The sequence below is a fragment of the Polaribacter sp. ALD11 genome (assembly GCF_002831685.1).
In the GTDB taxonomy this organism is placed as follows: Bacteria; Bacteroidota; Bacteroidia; order Flavobacteriales; family Flavobacteriaceae; genus Polaribacter.
The window spans coordinates 3,205,800-3,224,606 of the sequence record NZ_CP025119.1; the positions used below are offsets into that span (position 1 = coordinate 3,205,800).

The 18,807-nt window shown below is 30.9% G+C and carries 14 protein-coding genes and 1 tRNA gene; 7 read left to right on the forward strand and 8 right to left on the reverse strand.

Annotation, left to right across the window (positions count from 1 at the left end):
• Window positions 1–24: 24 nt before the first annotated feature.
• From CW731_RS13950 to CW731_RS13960, 3 genes are read right to left on the reverse strand one after another with little or no spacing between them, the layout of a single operon-like run.
• Window positions 25–1,668: a M1 family metallopeptidase gene (locus CW731_RS13950; RefSeq protein WP_100947300.1), complete on the reverse strand. Its 1,644-nt coding sequence runs from the start codon at window positions 1,666–1,668 to the stop codon at window positions 25–27.
• 10 nt (window positions 1,669–1,678) lie between these two features.
• Window positions 1,679–3,997 carry a DPP IV N-terminal domain-containing protein gene (locus CW731_RS13955; protein WP_232734681.1) on the reverse strand — a complete coding sequence of 773 codons (2,319 nt, stop codon included), beginning with the start codon at window positions 3,995–3,997 and terminating at the stop codon, window positions 1,679–1,681.
• A 13-nt stretch (window positions 3,998–4,010) separates the two neighbouring features.
• Window positions 4,011–5,399, reverse strand: coding sequence for a dipeptidase (locus CW731_RS13960; RefSeq protein WP_100947301.1), 1,389 nt, complete (start codon window positions 5,397–5,399; stop codon window positions 4,011–4,013).
• A 105-nt stretch (window positions 5,400–5,504) separates the two neighbouring features.
• Here CW731_RS13960 and CW731_RS13965 point away from each other — a divergent pair.
• Window positions 5,505–5,586 (forward strand) — tRNA-Leu (locus CW731_RS13965).
• Between the two features lie 64 nt (window positions 5,587–5,650).
• Window positions 5,651–6,628: a type I phosphomannose isomerase catalytic subunit gene (locus tag CW731_RS13970; RefSeq protein WP_100947302.1), complete on the forward strand. Its 978-nt coding sequence runs from the start codon at window positions 5,651–5,653 to the stop codon at window positions 6,626–6,628.
• 3 nt (window positions 6,629–6,631) lie between these two features.
• Here the strand turns inward: CW731_RS13970 and CW731_RS13975 are convergent, their stop codons facing one another.
• Both CW731_RS13975 and CW731_RS13980 read right to left on the reverse strand, forming a co-directional pair.
• On the reverse strand, window positions 6,632–7,075 hold the full coding sequence (locus CW731_RS13975; protein ID WP_100947303.1) for a thioesterase family protein: 444 nt from the start codon (window positions 7,073–7,075) through the stop codon (window positions 6,632–6,634).
• A gap of 63 nt (window positions 7,076–7,138) precedes the next feature.
• Window positions 7,139–9,265 (reverse strand): carboxy terminal-processing peptidase, encoded by a 2,127-nt coding sequence (locus CW731_RS13980; RefSeq protein WP_100947304.1) that lies wholly within the window; start codon window positions 9,263–9,265, stop codon window positions 7,139–7,141.
• Window positions 9,266–9,500: 235 nt separating this feature from the next.
• On the opposite strand from CW731_RS13980, the gene surE reads away from it, so the two are divergent.
• The 5 genes from surE (at window position 9,501) to CW731_RS14005 (ending at window position 14,271) form a co-directional block, all read left to right on the forward strand.
• Window positions 9,501–10,271 carry a 5'/3'-nucleotidase SurE gene (surE, locus tag CW731_RS13985; protein WP_100947305.1) on the forward strand — a complete coding sequence of 257 codons (771 nt, stop codon included), beginning with the start codon at window positions 9,501–9,503 and terminating at the stop codon, window positions 10,269–10,271.
• On the forward strand, window positions 10,259–10,546 hold the full coding sequence (locus tag CW731_RS13990) for a hypothetical protein (protein ID WP_100947306.1): 288 nt from the start codon (window positions 10,259–10,261) through the stop codon (window positions 10,544–10,546). The genes surE and CW731_RS13990 overlap by 13 nt, the downstream gene beginning before the upstream one ends.
• A gap of 80 nt (window positions 10,547–10,626) precedes the next feature.
• Window positions 10,627–11,745: a lipid-A-disaccharide synthase gene (gene lpxB / locus CW731_RS13995; protein ID WP_100947725.1), complete on the forward strand. Its 1,119-nt coding sequence runs from the start codon at window positions 10,627–10,629 to the stop codon at window positions 11,743–11,745.
• A gap of 1 nt (window position 11,746) precedes the next feature.
• On the forward strand, window positions 11,747–12,226 hold the full coding sequence (locus tag CW731_RS14000; RefSeq protein WP_100947307.1) for a C40 family peptidase: 480 nt from the start codon (window positions 11,747–11,749) through the stop codon (window positions 12,224–12,226).
• Window positions 12,227–12,252: 26 nt separating this feature from the next.
• The gene (locus CW731_RS14005; protein ID WP_198519823.1) at window positions 12,253–14,271 is read left to right on the forward strand and encodes a ComEC/Rec2 family competence protein; all 2,019 of its coding nucleotides are present in this window, start codon (window positions 12,253–12,255) and stop codon (window positions 14,269–14,271) included.
• A 2-nt stretch (window positions 14,272–14,273) separates the two neighbouring features.
• Here CW731_RS14005 and CW731_RS14010 read toward each other — a convergent pair whose 3' ends face one another.
• From CW731_RS14010 to CW731_RS14020, 3 genes are all read right to left on the reverse strand, one after another.
• A complete protein-coding gene (locus tag CW731_RS14010; protein WP_100947308.1) occupies window positions 14,274–14,792 on the reverse strand; it encodes a DUF255 domain-containing protein in 519 nt (172 codons plus the stop codon).
• Between the two features lie 136 nt (window positions 14,793–14,928).
• Window positions 14,929–16,473, reverse strand: coding sequence for a peptide MFS transporter (locus CW731_RS14015; RefSeq protein WP_100947309.1), 1,545 nt, complete (start codon window positions 16,471–16,473; stop codon window positions 14,929–14,931).
• Between the two features lie 2 nt (window positions 16,474–16,475).
• Window positions 16,476–18,692, reverse strand: coding sequence for a S9 family peptidase (locus CW731_RS14020; RefSeq protein ID WP_100947310.1), 2,217 nt, complete (start codon window positions 18,690–18,692; stop codon window positions 16,476–16,478).
• Between the last annotated feature and the right edge of the window lie 115 nt (window positions 18,693–18,807).

Genomic DNA, 18,807 nt, shown 5'->3' on the forward strand with positions numbered 1-18,807 from the left:
CGCTAGAAGCGGCCTTTTTTTGTCTTAGTTTTTTGTGAAAATATAAAAATTCGGATCTACTTTAAAAGTGGTGTCTTTAATTTCGAAACTTATTTTTTGATTTTCTGAAGTTGGATAAATCCATTCCTCTTTATCATTAATAAAAACCTTTAAAGGCATTTTAAAATCCTCAACAATATTTGTCCATTTATAGGTTAATACATTGTTTTCAATAGTATACGTTAACGTGGGGATTTTAATAGTTCTTAAATATTGATTAAAAAATGGATTCAAATCAAAACCAGTTTCTCTACTTAAAAAATCTTCAATTTGCTTGGTTTCCACTGTCTGATGATAAAATTCTTTGTTCATTTTCCGAAGAATTATACGCCATTTTTCATCATTATCTATCCATTGTCTTAAGGTATGTAACATGTTACCACCTTTGTTATACATGTCACCAGATCCTTCTTTATTTACATTGTATTTTCCAATGATGGTTCCTTCATTAGCAATTGCATCTCTAAGTCCAATTACATATTCAGATGATGCTTTTTTACCATAATAATAGTCTAAAAATAAACTTTCAGAATAGTTTGTAAAACTTTCATGAATCCACATATCTGCAATGTCTTTATTGGTAATATTATTAGCAAACCATTCGTGCCCCGCTTCGTGAATAATAATAAAATCGAATTTTAAACCCCAACCGGTTCCAGATAAATCTCTACCTAAATAGCCTTGTTTATATTCATTCCCATAAGTAACAGAGCTTTGGTGTTCCATTCCTAAGTAAGGCACTTCTACCAATTTAAATCCATCTTCATAAAAAGGATATGGTCCAAACCAATGTTCAAAAGCCTTCATCATTCTTGGAGCATCTTTAAAATGTTTTTTTGCTTTTTCTAGATTGTGTTTTAGCACGTAATAATCCATGTCTAAATCTCCTTTTTCTCCATTATAAACTTCAGAAAAATGAGCATAATCACCAATATTTACATTAATTCCATAATTATTTATTGGGTTGTCTACAAACCAGTTGTAGGTTTTCGTGTCTCCGTGATCTTCTACACTTTCTAATCGACCATTAGAAACGTCCATTAAATGACTAGGAACCGTTACGCTAATACGCATACTTTCAACTTCATCATACATGTGATCTTTACAAGGCCACCAAACGCTTGCACCTAAACCTTGGCAAGAAGTAGCTACAAAATGATTGCCATTTTTGTCTTTCTTCCATGAAAAACCGCCATCCCAAGGTGCTCTAACCGCTTCTTTAGGATTTCCTTCATAATAAACAACAACACTTTCTGTATTGCCTATTATTTGGTCTTTGGTAAGTTTAATAAAATGCGCATTTCCTTCATGAATGACTTCTAACTCTTTATCGTCTTGCGTAACCTTCGTGATTTTTAAAGGAGTTTGTAAATCAACTTGCATTGTTTTATAAACACTTAAAACTTTATATTTAATAGTGTTTTTACCAGATATAAATTTTTTATCAGGATTTACTTCCACCTCTAAATGATAATACGTTAAATCCCACCAAATTCTTTCTGGTGTAATAGATCCTCTAAGGGTATCTTGTCTAGAAAATTCACTTTTTTCTTGCAATAAACCTTGTGGTTTGTCTTTACAAGAAGAAAAAATAATTAAAAAGACGAATACATAAAATGAATTTTTCATAAATAATTTTTTATTTTAATTTAAAACTTTCTGCTGGTTTTGCACCTAATAAATGCGTTACAAAATAATCCCAACGTTTACGGGTCATATATTTTGTCATATCTCCATAGCCATGTCTTTTATTCGGATATAAAATCATGTCAAAATCTTTGTTCGCTTTAATTAAAGCTTCAACAACTAACATAGTGTTAGATGGGGGTACATTATTATCCATAGAACCATGCGTAATTAATAGCTTTCCTTTTAAGTTTTTTGCCATTAATTGATTTGCTTGGTTGTCATAATTTGTAGTTCCTTCTATCTTTCCATCAACCAAAAGCCCTTGCCATTTTTCTCCCCAATCTGCTTCGTAATTTCTATTATCGTGGTTTCCAGCACCAGAAACAGCAACATCATAAAATTCAGGATATGCAAAAACAGCTCTTGTAGAAGCGAATCCGCCACCAGAATGTCCCCAAATACCAACTCTTTCAATGTCCATTCCTTTATATTTTTGCGCTAGTTGTTTAATTGCAGTAATATTATCTGGCAAACCATTATCACCCATGTTTCCATAATATGCGTCATGAAAAGATTTAGAGCGCATTGGTGTTCCCATACCATCAACAGCAATTACCACAAAACCTAGTTCTGCAACTGCTTGGTAATCACTCCAAACCGGTCTAAAACCATAATTACCAACACTTCCAGATTGTGGGCCAGGATAAATATAATTTAAAACAGGATACTTTTTAGATTCATCATAATGAGAAGGCAAACACATAATACCATAAATGTCTGTTTTTTCATCTCTTGCTTTTACCTTGAACTCAACAGGTTCTTGCCAGTTACTTTCTTTTAATGCTGAAATATCTGCAGCTTCTAGATCCATTATTTTTTCTCCATTACCATTTCTTAAAACTGCAATTGGTGCATTTGTAGTTGTAGAATATGTATCTACTAACATCGAATAGTCTGCTGAGAAAGCAACAGTATGTGTTCCTTTAGAAGGTGTTAAGTTGATGAAGTTAGTACCATCGAAATTTACTTTATAGTAATAATTATGATAAGGATTTCCTTCTTCTTTTCCTCCTGCAGAAAAATAAATTTGTCTGTTTTTTTCGTCAATATTTTTGATTTGTTTCACTAAGAAATCACCAGAAGTAATCTGATTTTTTAACTTTTTAGTTTCTAAATCATACAAATAAATGTGACCCCAATTTGATTTTTCTGAATACCAGATAAATTCATTAGAATCGAATAATACTTTCCAGTTTTCTACATTCACACCAGACTCATAATAGGTTGCTACTTCTTCTTTATGAATAGATTCGACGTTACCAGTTGCTGCATCTGCAATTTGTAAATGTGCAATTTTATGATCTCTAGAACCAGAAACAAAAGCAAATTTTGTTCCATCTTTGTTCCATTGTGCATCTAATAACTCATTGTTCCAATCTGCAATATGATCTGTTGTAGAACCTCTTTGAAAATCTTTGTCCATTTTTAAACGGACCGTTTTTGGCTTGTTCTCTAAATGAATAATTACACGTTCAATGGTAAAAATTTTATCATCTCCTGGTAACGGATGTTTCCAAGCTTCTAATCTTGGGTGCCCAACATTTGTAGATGTTAAATACATCATACCAACACCTCTAGCGTCTTGTTGAAATGTTGCGATTTTATCCGAATTTGGAGACCATTTTAAAACGGCTCCATCACTTTTAGTCCAACCTGCATTATTAGTTGCATAGCCATAATCTTCGATCCCATCGAAAGTAAGTTGCGTTTTCTTGTCGGTTTCTAAATTACGAACCCAAAGGTTAAAGTTATTTATGTAAATCGCTAACTTTCCGTTAGGAGAAATGTGCTCATTTCTGCTTATATTTTTACTTTCTGATGAATTTTTAGAGAGTGAATTATCTGCCAGATTATAAGAATATTTTTGTTTAGAAGCAGTAAAATGCAACATTTTTAAATCTTCAGAAAAAGAAACGCTATAAATTGGTAAATCAGTTGCTTTTATTTCTTTGTCCATTTCTTTAGACAAAGCTTCCGCTAATTTTTCATGGTTAAAAGCAGCTTCTTTTGTTTTAGAATTTGCATCCACCAAAATAAATGATTTTCCGTCTTTATTTGTAGTTGAATACAGAAGTTTATTTCCGTTTACAAATGAACTTCCAGAAACTTGGTTGTAGACTAAGCTATATAAACCTCTGTCCATGTGTTTTGCTGCAGCTTCATATTCTGCAACTGTAAATTGTTTTTGTTCTTTAGAATTAGAACAACTTAATAGTAGTATCGAAAAGATACTAAAAATTAAAGCTTTAGTTAAAGTTGATTTTCTCATACGTCTACTTATTTTATTTTGATAATTCTGTGAAATATTTATAAAAATACGGAATGGTTTCAATCCCTTTTAAATAATTCCAAACTCCGAAATGTTCATCTGGCGAGTGAATTGCATCTGAATCTAAACCAAACCCCATTAAAATAGTCTTGCTTTTTAATTCTTTTTCAAACAAAGAAACAATAGGAATACTACCGCCGCTTCTCTGTGGAATTGGCGTTTTACCAAAACTAGTTTCGTATGCTTTGCTTGCTGCTTGGTACGCAATATTATCCGTTGGCGTTACATAACCTTGTCCGCCATGATGTGGTTTTACAAGTACTGTAACAGATTTTGGTGCAATACTTTCGAAATGAGTTTTAAATAACTGTGTAATTTCTCTCCAATCTTGATTAGGAACCAAACGCATAGAAATTTTAGCAAACGCTTTACTAGCAATTACTGTTTTTGCGCCTTCACCAATATAGCCACCCCAAATTCCGTTTACGTCTAAAGTAGGTCTAATTGCATTTCTTTCATTTGTAGAATATCCTTTTTCGCCGTGAACTTCGTCAATATCTAAGGCTTTTTTATAATTTTCTAAAGAAAAAGGTGCTTTTGCCATTTCTGCTCTTTCTTCTTTGGATAATTCTTCGACATTGTCATAAAAACCAGGAATGGTTATATGATTGTTCTCATCATGTAAAGAAGCAATCATTTTTGTCAAAATATTGATAGGATTTGCAACCGCGCCTCCATACAAACCAGAATGTAAATCTCTATTTGGTCCTGTAACTTCCACTTCAACATAACTTAAACCACGTAAACCAGTAGTTATTGATGGAATATCGTTTGCAATCATTCCTGTATCAGAAATTAAAATTACATCATTTGCTAACTTTTCTTTATTTCTAGGTACAAACCAAGCTAAACTTTCAGAACCAACTTCTTCTTCACCTTCAATCATAAATTTTACATTACAAGGCAAATTACCTGTTGAAGTCATATATTCCATTGCTTTTATATGCATGTACATTTGCCCTTTATCATCACAAGCACCTCTTGCAAAAATTGCTCCTTCTGGGTGAATTTCCGTTTTTTTAATGACCGGTTCGAATGGAGGAGACGTCCATAATTCAATAGGATCTGCTGGTTGAACGTCATAATGACCATAAACGAGCACTGTTGGTAAATTTTTATCAATAATTTTTTCTCCATAAATTATTGGATATCCTGGAGTTTCGCAAATTTCTACGTGGTCACAACCTGCTTTTTTAAGACTTTCTAGCACAAAATCGGCTGTGTTTAAAACGTCTTTTTTGTAGGCTTTATCGGCACTTACAGATGGTATTTCTAATAAACTGATTAGCTCGTCTAAAAAGCGATTTTTGTTTTCTTGAATATACGATTGAATTGTACTCATTTGAATTGTTTTTTATTTCTTCATCAAAAATAGAAAAATTATAATGAACAAGTTTGTAGTTTGGAAGTATTGTTTATATTTGCATCCCGAATCTTCGGATAAGTTGCAGGCGTGGTGGAATTGGTAGACACGCTAGACTTAGGATCTAGTGCCGCGAGGTGTGAGAGTTCGAGTCTCTCCGCCTGTACAAATGATAAGACCGAAGTGAAAGCTTCGGTCTTTTTTTTATTCTAAAAAACCTATTTAACGCTATGAAATTACATCCTTTAAAATTTACACCTCTTTTTAAATACAGACTTTGGGGAGGAAATAAGTTAAAATCAGTATTAAATAAAGAGTATTCTGAAACGAACATTGGTGAATCTTGGGAGGTTTCTGATGTAGAAAATGATGAAACTGTTGTTGCTAGCGGTTTTTTTGAAGGAAAAACGCTTAGAGATTTAACAGAAGAGTACAAAGGAGCATTTTTAGGAGAAGCTGTTTATAAACAATTTGGGAATGAGTTTCCATTATTAATTAAGTTTATAGATGCTAAAACACCGTTGTCTATACAAGTGCATCCTGGTAACGAAATAGCAAAAGAACGCCACAACTCTTTCGGGAAGAATGAAATGTGGTATGTAATGGAAGCTGATAAAGATGCGGAGTTGATTGTTGGTTTTGATAAAGAAATTGATAAGACAGCGTATGATACATATGTTGCAGATGGTTCAATTTTAGAAGTAATGCATCATGAAAACGTGGCAGAAGGAGATACTTTTTACATTCCTACAGGAAGAGTACATGCGATTGGTTCTGGTGTCTTGTTGGCAGAGATTCAACAAACTTCAGATATTACCTATCGTATTTACGATTATAATAGAGTAGATGCAAAAACAGGTGAATTAAGAGATTTGCACAATGATTTGGCAAAAGATGTGATCGATTTTGAATGTCATGATACTTATAAAACGACGTATGAAACTAAAACCAATGTGTCTAATGAATTGGTACACTCGCCTTATTTTACTTCTAATTTTTTAATTGTTGAAGGAACGATTCAAAAAGATTATACGAATTTAGATTCTTTTGTGATTTATATTTGTGTTGACGGAGATTTAGAGTTATCTCACAACAAAAAAAGCTTCTCGCTTAAAAAAGGAGAAACTATTTTGTTACCAGCTTCAATAGATACTATTGAGTTGAAATCTTTGTCAGAAAAAAGTAAACTATTAGAAGTATATTTATAATCTTTATTTTTTTAACGAAATAATTTCGAAATCTTCGGCTCTTTCAGCAAAATCAAACATTTCTTTGGTTTCAACTGGAGGTGTTCTTAGTTTTCTTTTTGTTAAATCTATCCAAGCACCATAGACTTTTATGATTGCAGACAATTTTCCGGCTTCATTAAAAACTTCGTGAACAATTTTCCAACGCTCGTTGTTTTCAGATAATCCTTGTAATTTTAAGTTTACGGTGATGTTTTCTCCTAAATGAATTTCTTTTCTAAAAGAAGTTTCTTCTGTAAATAAAATAGGACCAAGGTTATGTTTGGTAAATTCATCAATAGAAAAGTTATGTTTGGCAAAATAACGCACTCTTACTTCCGCAGCATAATCATTATAAGCGGTGTGGCGCATGTGTCTGTTTGGGTCAAAGTCGGACCATTTTGTTGCAAAGGTTACTTGAAAACTCATATTTTAGATATTAAAATACCTGATAAGTTTTTAATTCATCAGGTATTATAGGTTGTTTATTAGTTAGTGTTTTACTATTTCTGTAGTATTTTTTAGTTTTAATTCTTTTAAAACATTTAATGCTTCTGCTACATAAATATCTTTAGCTAAACTCTTATGCCATGCATTTCTTTTATCAGCCAAAACACTATCTTTTTCTATTAAAGGAAATTCGTATTTAGGAGACTGAAAGCTAAGGTTAGATTCATATTTAAAAGCATCTGTGTATTTTTTTGAAGCTTTTTCTAACAACTCACTTTCTTTAGAAAAATCTTTAAAATTAAGAGAATAAGAAGTGTCTTCTTGGTTTTTCTTCAGCCATTTAGCATACTCATTTATCAACTTAAATTTTGTGTCTGATGCTATTCTATTTTTACTTTCATTTACAACGTCAGAGAAGTTCTCATAAGAGTTTGTTTTGGTGTAATTTGCTTGCGGAACTTTGTCCCAAATTAAAGCGCCATCTAAATCTCTTTCTCCAAAATTCATATAACTATATCTATCTGGCATTGCAATGTCAGAATAGACACCTTCAATTTGTGTAGAGCCACCATTAACTCTGTAGAATTTCTGAATCGTCATTTTTATTGCACCTAAATCTTCTTCGTACTTCGGGTAAAAATTATTAATAGGAATTACACTCTGTACAGTACCTTTTCCGTAAGTCTGATTTCCTCCTATAATTACAGCGCGTCCATAATCTTGCATTGCTGCAGCAAAAATTTCTGAAGCTGATGCGGATAATTCATTTACTAAAACGACTACAGAACCTTCCCACTGCATTTCAGGGTCTACATCATTTTTTACAACTGGTTCTTGCCCTCTATATTTTACTTGAACAACAGGACCTTCTGTAATAAATAAACCTGCAATTTCAATAGCAGTCTTTAAAGAACCACCACCATTATTTCTCAAGTCGATTAACAAGCCAGAAACATTTTCACTTTTTAAACGTGCTATTTCTTTTTCCATGTCCTTTGCAGAATCTCTAGAGTTACTATCAGAGAAATCGATATAAAACCTAGGTAAATCTATTAAACCATATTTTTTTCCCTCTTTTTCTACTATGGTAGATTTTACAAAAGTTTCTTCTAACTCTACCACATCTCTAATGATAGAAATTACTCTTGTAGAGCCATCCATTTTTTTCTTAACAGTTAATCGTACTTCAGTTCCTTTCTTTCCTTTAATAAATTTAATAGCATCATCTAAACGCATACCAACGATATCTAAGGGTTCTTCGTCTCCTTGTGCAACTTCTAAAATAATATCACCCGCTTCTAGGTCTCCTTGCTTCCAAGCAGGACCTCCAGAAACCAATTCAAAAATTTCTGTATAAATTCCTTTTTTTAATAGACGTGCTCCAATTCCTTCTAATTTACCAGACATATCTTGGTCAAAACGTTCTTTTGTTCTAGGCGCCATATAGGTTGTGTGAGGATCAAAAGCACCAACAACACTATTTAAAAATGTAGAAAACCAGTCTTCATGCTCTAGTTCTTCAATTCTTAAATACAGCTCATCCATATTTTTTAAAACCTCTGCTCTTGCTTCTTCTTCTAGAGCTTTAAAAGATTTTTTCTTAAACTTCTTATCTTTTTTACCTTTAGCCTCTTGTTTTTCTAGTTTACCTTGAACCCTGCTTAATACATTTAATTTTAACTGTTTACGCCAGTAGTTAACTAGTTCGTTTTCGTTTTTAGCAAAAGGAACTTTATCATAATCGAGATCTATCGTTTCATTTTTATTAAAATTGAAAGGTTGTGCTAATAATTCTCCATAATAAGATTTAGCTGTCTTAATTTTTTCAGTAAAATTACTATAGACCAAATTGTAAAAAGACACATCATCTTTTAATAATTGATTGTCAATCTCATACTTGTATTTAGAAAACTCTTTGATGTCTTTTTGAGTAAAATAACGTTTACTTGGATCTAAACCATCAATAAAACTTTTAAAAACTTGTTCAGAAAAATCATCATTCATATCTTTTACTAGGAAATGACCTCTAGTTAAAATATTTTTTAGAACATAAACTAAGATTTTGTCTTTCTCTGGATCTGAGTTTTTTATATCAGTTTTTGCATAAACCGATGTAAATAACATTAAGAATGCTATTAATGTAATGCTTATTTTATTTGTTACTTTCATAAACCTTCTGTCGTGATTTGTATTATAAAATTACTTTTTTGCATTTACCAATTTACTAAAATAATGCCAAATTATTAAAAAGAAGGATTGCTTTCTTTTTTTTTGTAAATTTTATTAAGAATACCTTAAAAGTGAATCCTACAATATTACATAAAAAACGACGGTTCTATTCTTTACGAATTGTTAAAAAGAAAATAGTTTAAATGAATTACATTTGTATTTAAAATAAACAATTATGCAAGAAAAACCGTTAATCTTAGTTACAAATGATGATGGAATTACTGCTCCTGGAATTAGAGCGTTAATAAAAATAATGAATAAGATTGGAGATGTTGTTGTTGTTGCACCCGATAGTCCGCAAAGCGGAATGGGACATGCAATTACGGTAGATAATGTGTTAACTTGTAATCCTATAACTATTGATGATGGTCCGCAATTAGAGTACACGTGCTCTGGAACACCTGCAGATTGTGTAAAAATGGCTGTAAATGAAATTTTAAATAGAAAACCAGATTTATGTGTTTCTGGTATTAATCACGGTGCAAATTCTTCGATAAGCGTAATTTATTCAGGAACAATGAGTGCTGCAGTAGAAGCAGGAATAGAGGGTGTGCCCGCAATTGGCTTTTCTTTACTAGATTTTAAATGGCATGCAGATTTTAAACCATCAGAAGAATATATAAAAAATATTACTTTAAATGCTTTGTTAAATGGTATTCCAGAAGGGATTGTTTTGAATGTGAATATTCCTAAATTAAAAAAAGAGGAGATAAAAGGAGTGAAGATTTGCAGACAAGCAAATGGATATTGGAAAGAAATTTTTGATAAACGTAAAAACCCATTAGGAAAAGAATATTACTGGCTTTCTGGTGAGTTTGTAAATAAAGATAGAGGACAAGATACAGATATTTATGCTTTAGAAAACGGGTATGTTTCTGTAGTTCCTGTTCAATTTGATATGACTGCACATCATATGATTCAAAAATTAAATTCTTGGGAACTATAAAAAAAGATATTTTAATAGGAGTTTTGGTTTCATTATTCGCCACTTTTGGTGGTATTTTCTTGTATTTAGAATATTTTTCTAAATTTAGTTTTAATGATACATTAGAGATGATAAAAGAAGGTGGTTTGTACGGAAAAGTACTCGTTTTAGCTGCAATTCCTAATTTATTTGTGTTTTTTGTTTTTATTAAAAAGAAACAAGATAATCGCGCAAAAGGAGTGTTGTTGGCTACTATTTTAATTGCGCTAACAACGCTAATATTAAAGTTTGTTTAAAAAGAAATAATATATCCTCGAGCGCAATGGAGTCGTTTTAATACGGTCTCGATTGCGCTCGACCAGATAGCTTAATGCTTATGAAATATTACATAATTGCCGGTGAAGCTTCAGGAGATTTACATGGTGCTAACTTAATGAAAGAATTATATGTGCAAGATAAAACTGCAGATATTCGTTTTTGGGGAGGAGATTTAATGCAAGCTGTTGGGGGCAATTTAGTGAGTCATTATAAAGAAAGAGCTTTTATGGGCTTTTTTGAAGTTTTAAAAAACTTGTCTAAAGTTTTAGGCTTTATTAAGTTTTGTAAAAAAGATATTGCAGCCTTTAACCCAGATGTTATTATTTTTATAGACAACTCGGGTTTTAATTTGCGAGTTGCCAAATGGGCAAGAGAAAACAGATTTAAAACGAATTATTACATTTCTCCACAAGTTTGGGCAAGTAGAGCAAGTAGAGTAAAAGATATAAAAAGAGATATAGATAAATTGTTTGTAATTCTTCCTTTTGAGAAAGATTTTTACAAGAAATACAATTATGAAGTTGCTTTTGTTGGGCACCCTTTAATTGATGCAATTGCAGATAGAACCCAAGTTTCTGAAGCTGGTTTTAGAAAAGAACACAAGCTAAGTAATAAAAAAATAATTGCTTTATTGCCTGGAAGCAGAAAGCAAGAAATTACAAAAATGCTGTCGGTAATGTTGTCTTTGGTAGATGATTTTTCTGATTATCAATTTGTCATTGCAGGTGCACCAAGTCAAGATTTTTCTTTTTACCAAGAAATTATTGGTCAGAGAGAAGTGGCATTTATCAATAATAAAACCTACGATCTATTAAGTGTTTCTTACGCTGCCTTGGTGGCTTCTGGTACAGCAACATTAGAGACGGCTTTGTTTAAAATACCGCAAGTTGTTTGTTATAAAGGTGGTTATATTTCGTACCAAATAGCAAGAAGAATTATTACTTTAAAGTTTATTTCTTTGGTTAATTTAATAATGGACAAGGAAGTTGTGAAAGAATTAATTCAGGACGATTTTAATACCAAAAATTTAAAAGCAGAGTTAACAAATATTTTAGAGGCTTCGTATCGAGAAAAAATGTTTCTGCATTACTTCGATTTAGAGAAAAAATTAGGAGGGAAAGGTGCCTCTAAAAATGTAGCAACACAAATTGTAGCAGGTTTAAAATCGAGTTATTAATATGAGAAAATGGTATTTTTTAATTCTTTTAACTTCTTTGGGGCTTGCTTCTTGCTCATCAACCAAAACAGTTCGAAAAACGACAAAACAACCTTCAACTAAAATTGATAAAATTGTTTCGAACGCTTTAAAATATAAAGGCGTAAAATATCGATTTGGAGGAACCACAAAAAGAGGAATGGATTGCTCTGGGATTGTCTATGTTTCTTATTTACAAGAAAATGTACAGTTGCCTAGAATTTCTAGAGACATGGCAAAAAGAGGAGGTGAGATTCCTCTAAAAAAAGCTAAAAAGGGAGATTTACTCTTTTTTAAAACTTCTAAAAGTAGACGAAGAATTAATCATGTTGGACTGATTGTTTCTGTTGCAAAAAATCAGATTCGTTTTATACATTCTACAACTTCTAGAGGTGTTATTGTTTCCTCATTGTCTCAAAAATATTGGAAAGATGCCTTCGTGAAAGTAAAAAGAATATTATAATTTATTTTTAGTAACTTTCCGTTGCTATGAAAAGGTTGTTAAAATATGTGCCTTTACACTTTTTAGTGTTTTTAATTTTAGGAATTGGAATCCAATTTTATACTCAAATTTGGACTTTCAGTTTACTGAAGTTGTTATCTACTATATTGTTTTTATCAATTTCTCTTATTTTTCTTCAGAATAAAAAAGGCATCACATTCGTTGCATTTATTTTATACTTTTTTATTGGTGTTTCTACTGTTTATATTCAAGATGCTAGAAACTTTAAAAACTATTATAATAACTTTTCAAAGCAAGATGCTAAAGTAATTTTAAGAATTTCTAAAGTTTTAAAACCAGGTTTTTATTATGAGAAATATGTAGCAGAGGTTGTTCAATTAAATGAAGAGGGAACTAGAGGAGAAATTTTATTAAATGTTAAAAAAGACAGTTTAAATATCCGGCTTAAAATTGATGATAAACTGTTTGTAAATCCTGTTTTTAAGAACTTAATTCCGCCTTTAAATCCAAATCAGTTCAATTATAAATCCTATTTAGCAAAACAAGGCATTCATCATCAAATGTTTTTAGAGAGTTCTCAGTTTTTAAAACTCTCAAACTCTTCTGTTTCTTTAATTGGGATTTCAGAAAATTTTCGAGATAAAATTCAAGAATCATTATTAAAATTCAACTTTAAGAATGATGAGTTTGCAGTAATTAGTGCGTTGTTATTAGGACAAAGACAAGATATTTCAAAAGGACTCTTAGAAGATTATGCAAATGCAGGCGCAATTCATATTTTGGCAGTTTCTGGTTTGCATGTGGGTATTATTTTATTGATTTTGTCTTTCTTCTTTAAGCCTTTAGAAAGACTTAAAAACGGTGCTTATTTAAAAGCTTTTTGTATTGTTTTGTTATTGTGGATGTTCGCTTTTGTAGCTGGTTTATCAGCTTCCGTTGTAAGAGCGGTAACCATGTTTACTTTTTTAGCAATCGGGCAATCTTTTCAAAGAAAAAAAGTGGTAGAATTTTCACTAATTTCATCGATGTTATTTCTTTTAATAGTAAAACCAATGTTTCTGTTTGATGTCGGTTTTCAGTTAAGTTATCTTGCTGTTTTTGGTATTGTTTGGGTACAGCCAAAATTAGCCACTATTTACAAACCAAAATTTTTGTTAGATAAAAAAATATGGCAATTATTTACAGTCTCTATTGCTGCACAAGTGGGGATTTTACCCTTAAGTATTTATTATTTTCAGCAATTTCCGGGGTTATTTGTGTTGTCTAATTTAGTAATCATTCCTTTTTTAGGTGCTATTTTAGTTGGTGGAGTTGTAATAATCTGTATGTCTTTATTAAATGTTTTGCCACAATTCTTAGCCGATATTTATGGTGCTATAATTTCTTTAATGAACGAATTTGTAAGTTGGATATCACAACAAGAGCAATTTTTATTTAAAGAAATAGCTATTTCTTTTCTAATGATGTTAGGGTGTTACTTCTTTATCTTTTCTGGAATTCTTTTTTTGATTAAGAAAAAAACAATTCGATTAACCTACTTTTTAGTTTCAATTTTAATATTGCAAAGTCTTTATTTTATTGAAGGTAAGACAGCAAATGAGAAAGAAGCTTTTATTGTATTTCATAAAAGTAGGTTTTCTGTAATAGGGAAAAGAGAAGGTGATAATTTAGAAATACAGCATGATCTAGATACCGTAAAAACGAAAGAAATTAAAGCGGTGAAATCTTATAGAATTGCTGAACATATTCAGCGTATACAGAAAACTGATTTTAAAAGTTACCTCAGATCTAATGAACAAGACATTTTAATAATTGATAGTTTGGGAATTTATCAAGTAAATAATTTGAAGCATCCAATTGTAGTTTTACAATATTCTCCAAAAATAAATTTAGAGAGATTAATTAAAACGCTTGAACCAAGTTTAATAATAGCAGATGGTTCTAATTATAAAAGTTATGTGACACGTTGGAAAAACACTTCAATAAAACAAGAAACTCCGTTTCATTATACTGGTCAAAAAGGAGCTTTCATTTTAGAAAATTAGCTTTATAAATTACTTTTAAAACCTTTTTCAAAGTCTTTCCAGTTCGTATTTTTGTAATTGTTTGAAGAGAAATAACCTAGTATTTTCTCGAACATTTTTTTATCTAAATATCCAGGAATACTTTGTATCAATTCTTCTGTTTCTGTTAGAAAAATAGTGGTTGGATAAGATAATTTTCCATTTAACAGAGTAGCAGGTAATTGATGAAATCCTTTTCTGCCATTTTTCTGAAATTTAAAAGTATGATCTTTATAAACAATGTCTTCTTTTTCTTCACCGTCTAATTTAACAGCATAAAAATTGTCATTTATAACATTTATGATTGTTCTATTTGAATACGTTTCCATGTCCATTTTTTTACAATAACCACACCAATCTGTGTACACATCAATTAAAATAGGTTTTGGAGTCTTTTTATTTAAAGCAACTGCTTCCTCAAAAGACAACCACTTAATGGTGTCTTGTGCTTTTGTATTTATAGTAAACAATGTTATTGTTAAAATGAATAGTAATTTTCTCATAGTATGTGTTGTCGAAATTGTTGTTCCAAATTTACAAATAAACTTTTTTTAATAGTATATAATTTAGCTGTTTTAAGGCATGAAAAAACCTCATAAATTTTAGTTTATAAGGTTTTTAAATATTTATATATTATAATTAATGTACGTTACCCATTAATTTTTTCATTAGAGGAGATAGCACAATAACAATAACTCCTGCTCCTAAAGCATACATTGCTATTAATTCAAATCCGTCTGTGTATATAGCTAAAGTATCTAGTCCGCCAACATTAGCATCTGTACTCTCTACTGCCAATTGTTTAGAAATAAAACCTACAATTTGAAAAGCATAAGCAGAAGATAAAAACCAAATTCCCATCATAAAAGCAATAATTCTTTTTGGTGATAAATCTGTAATTTTAGATAAACCTACAGGAGACATAAATAATTCTCCAATAGATATTATTAAGTACATTACTAATAAGTAAGCAAAAGGTACCATTCCGTTTTCATCTGCACTTCCTTTACTCATTGCTAAGATATAGAAACTAATACCTGCTAATATTAAGCCAAAACCAAACTTGTAAGGTGTTCTAGGGTTTATGTTTTTCTTTGATAAATAAGCCCATAACAAAGAAATAGGAATAGCTAAAATAATTATAAACATAGAGTTTAATGAATTTGTCTGACTAGCAGTCATAATTCCTTCTAAAGCAATATTTCTAGACGCAAACAATGTAATTACACTTCCAGATAATTCGTGGAAACCCCAAAAAAGAGTCATGAAAAAAGTAATTAAAATTGCCATAAACAATTTCTTTCTCTGTTCTAATTCTACACTTGCTAAAATTTTAATTAAATAAATTCCAATTCCAATACCAATAGCTAAAAAGACCAGCCCAACTAAGTTTTTTTCACCAATTAAAAAAGTATCATCTGTTGTAATAGACTTGTAAGAGGCTAAAACAAAAGCGATTAATGGAACACAAAGTGTTGCTACTATTGGAATAAAAGTTTTTTGAGGAATCCCTGCAATTCTCTTTTCGTAGATTTCTTTACTTGGTGGCATACCTTTGTCTCCAAAAACATTCTTTTTAATACCGCTCCAAAAGAAAATTAAACCTGTCATCATTCCAATTCCAGCTAAGCCAAAACCATAATGATACCCATATTTTACAGCTAACCAACCGCATAATAAAGGCGCAATCCAACCTCCAATATTAATTCCCATATAAAAAATAGTGAAACCAGAATCTTTCCTTACGTCTCCATCTTTATATAAAGCACCAACAAAAGTTGAAATATTGGGTTTAAAGAAACCGTTACCAACAATAATAAAAGCCAAGGCTAAAAAGAAGGCAATATCATTCTCTACAGCTAAAACAAAATGACCAATAGACATTAAAATTCCACCTAGAAAAATGGAACTACGCATTCCTAAAATTTTATCAGAAATTTGGCCTCCAATAACCGTAGATGCATACACTAAAGAACCATAAGATGCATACACTGCTGCAGTTGCATAATCTCTATTTGACAAAGATTTAAATATTTCTTCAACCATGTACAGCGTTAACAACGCTCTCATTCCATAGAAACTGAAACGCTCCCACATTTCTGCGAAGAATAAATAGAACAATCCTTTCGGGTGTCCAAATAATTGTGGGTCTTCTACAGTAGTACTAACTCCTTTGTCTAACATAATTATCCTTTAATTTTTGTTGATGTATTTGATTTATTTATTAAATGCGTTTCTACAAAATTTGTCATTTTTGTATATAAATTTAAACGCGTATTTTTTCCTTTGTAAATTCCGTGTGTTCTATCTGGTACAATAAACATATCGAATTGCTTGTTGGCTTCAATTAAAGAGTTTATCATTCTGTAACTATTTTGAACATGTACATTGTCATCTCCAGTACCATGAACTAACAAGTAATTTCCTTCTAATTTATCTGCATAATTTACAGGTGAATTCTCATCATAACCACCTGGGTTTTCTTGCGGAGTTCTTAAGAAACGTTCTGTATAAACAGAGTCATAAAAACGCCAAGAAGTAACTGGTGCAACAGCAATTGCGGTTGTAAAGATATCATTTCCTTTTAAAAGTGAATTGGTACTCATGTGTCCGCCAAAAGACCAACCCCAAATACCAATATTGTTTTCGTCGATATAAGTACGTTCTGCTAATTTTCTTGCAGCTGCAATTTGATCTTCAGTTTCATACTTTACCAAGTTTAGGTAGGTAGATTTCTTAAAATCACTTCCTTTAAAACCAGTTCCACGGCCATCTACACAAACTACAATCATACCTTTTTGCGCCAACATATTGTGCCAATAATCATTACTTGCATTCCATTTATTAGCCACTTGCTGAGATCCTGGGCCAGAATATTGAAACATTAATAATGGATATTTCTTACTTTCATCAAAATCTACGGGTTTTATCGTCCACATATTTAATTCATTTCCATTAATAGAAATGGTAGAAAATTCTTTTTTACTCATTTTATACGCTGCCAATTGTTCTTTTAATTCAGCATTGTCTTTTATAACTTTCAGCATTTCGCCTTCAGCAGTATATAAAGAATAAATTGGCGGAATTTGAGAAGAAGAAAAGGTATTGATAAAGTAATTTAAGTTTTTACTAAACGAAGCTGTGTTTGTACCTTCTTTGGCGCTTAAATATTTTTTGTTATTTCCATCTAAATCAATAGAATAGACACCTCTATTTGTAGAGCCATTTTCTACGGATTGATAATAAATAGTTTTTTTGTCTTTATTATAACCATAGTAATTGGTTACCTCCCATTTTCCTTTGGTAATCTGATTGATTAATTTTCCAGAAAAATCATAATGATAAATATGATTAAATCCATCTTTTTCGCTTGTCCAAATAAAGCTATTATCATTTAAAAAAGTAAGATTATCTGTAACATCTACATACGCCTTGTCAGTTTCACCCAACAATAAAGTTGAACTATTTCTCAACGCATTTACTTTATATAATTTTAAATTATTCTGATGACGGTTTAAAGTAGTTGCAATTAAAGTCTTCGCATCATTAGACCATTTAATTCTAGGAATATACTCGTAATCACCTAAAGAAACTTTCTTTGTGTTTTTAGAAGAAACAGTGTACATATGTAAAGTTACAACTGCATTTTTCTCTCCTGCCTTTGGATATTTAAAAACTTGCTGATCAGGATAATTTTTGTCTCCAACCATATCCATAGAAAAAGTAGGTACGTTGGTTTCATCAAAACGTAAAAAAGCTAAATAGTTGCTGTTTTTACTCCATTCAAAAGCTTGTACAAAACCAAATTCTTCCTCATAAACCCAATCTGTAATTCCGTTTATAATGTGATTAAATTTACCATCTTTAGTAACCTGCGTTAATTTATTGCCGTTGGTTACATTTAAAATATAAATATTGTTGTTTTTAGCGTAGGCTATTTTTTTACTATCAGGAGAAAAAGTAGGTTCCTGAATATCTTCTCCTATTAAAGTTAGTTTTTTAGAAGCAATATTATAGTAATAAAAAGTGCCTGTAAAAGAACGTCTGTATATTTTTTTGAAATCTGTTCCTAAAATTAAAGAAGACTCTTCAGTATTAAAAACATAAGAAGAAAAACCCTCTAACTCCTTTAAATTATTACTGTTTACAATCGTTTCTACCTTTTCTAAAGTTTTGTAACTATACTTATCTACCGTTGTATTTCCGAAAGCATCAGTGTTTAACAAAGAATAAAAATCACCATTCATAGAATTTAAGGCATTCATTCCTTCTGCAGAAAAAGTGCCATCCCAAATTTCTTCTAAAGTAATTTCTTTAAGTCCAGAGGTATAATTGGATATTGTTTTGTGCTCTTTGCAACTAGCAAGTAAGATTATAGTTGCTAAAATGAAGAGTTTTTTCATTATAGACGTCGTTTTAATAAAAGTTTGTCAAGTTTACGTAAAAATTCGCAAAAAATGTTTTAAAAAATGAGAAATCTTGAATATTGTGTTAAGTTTTAACGGATTGATTTATATT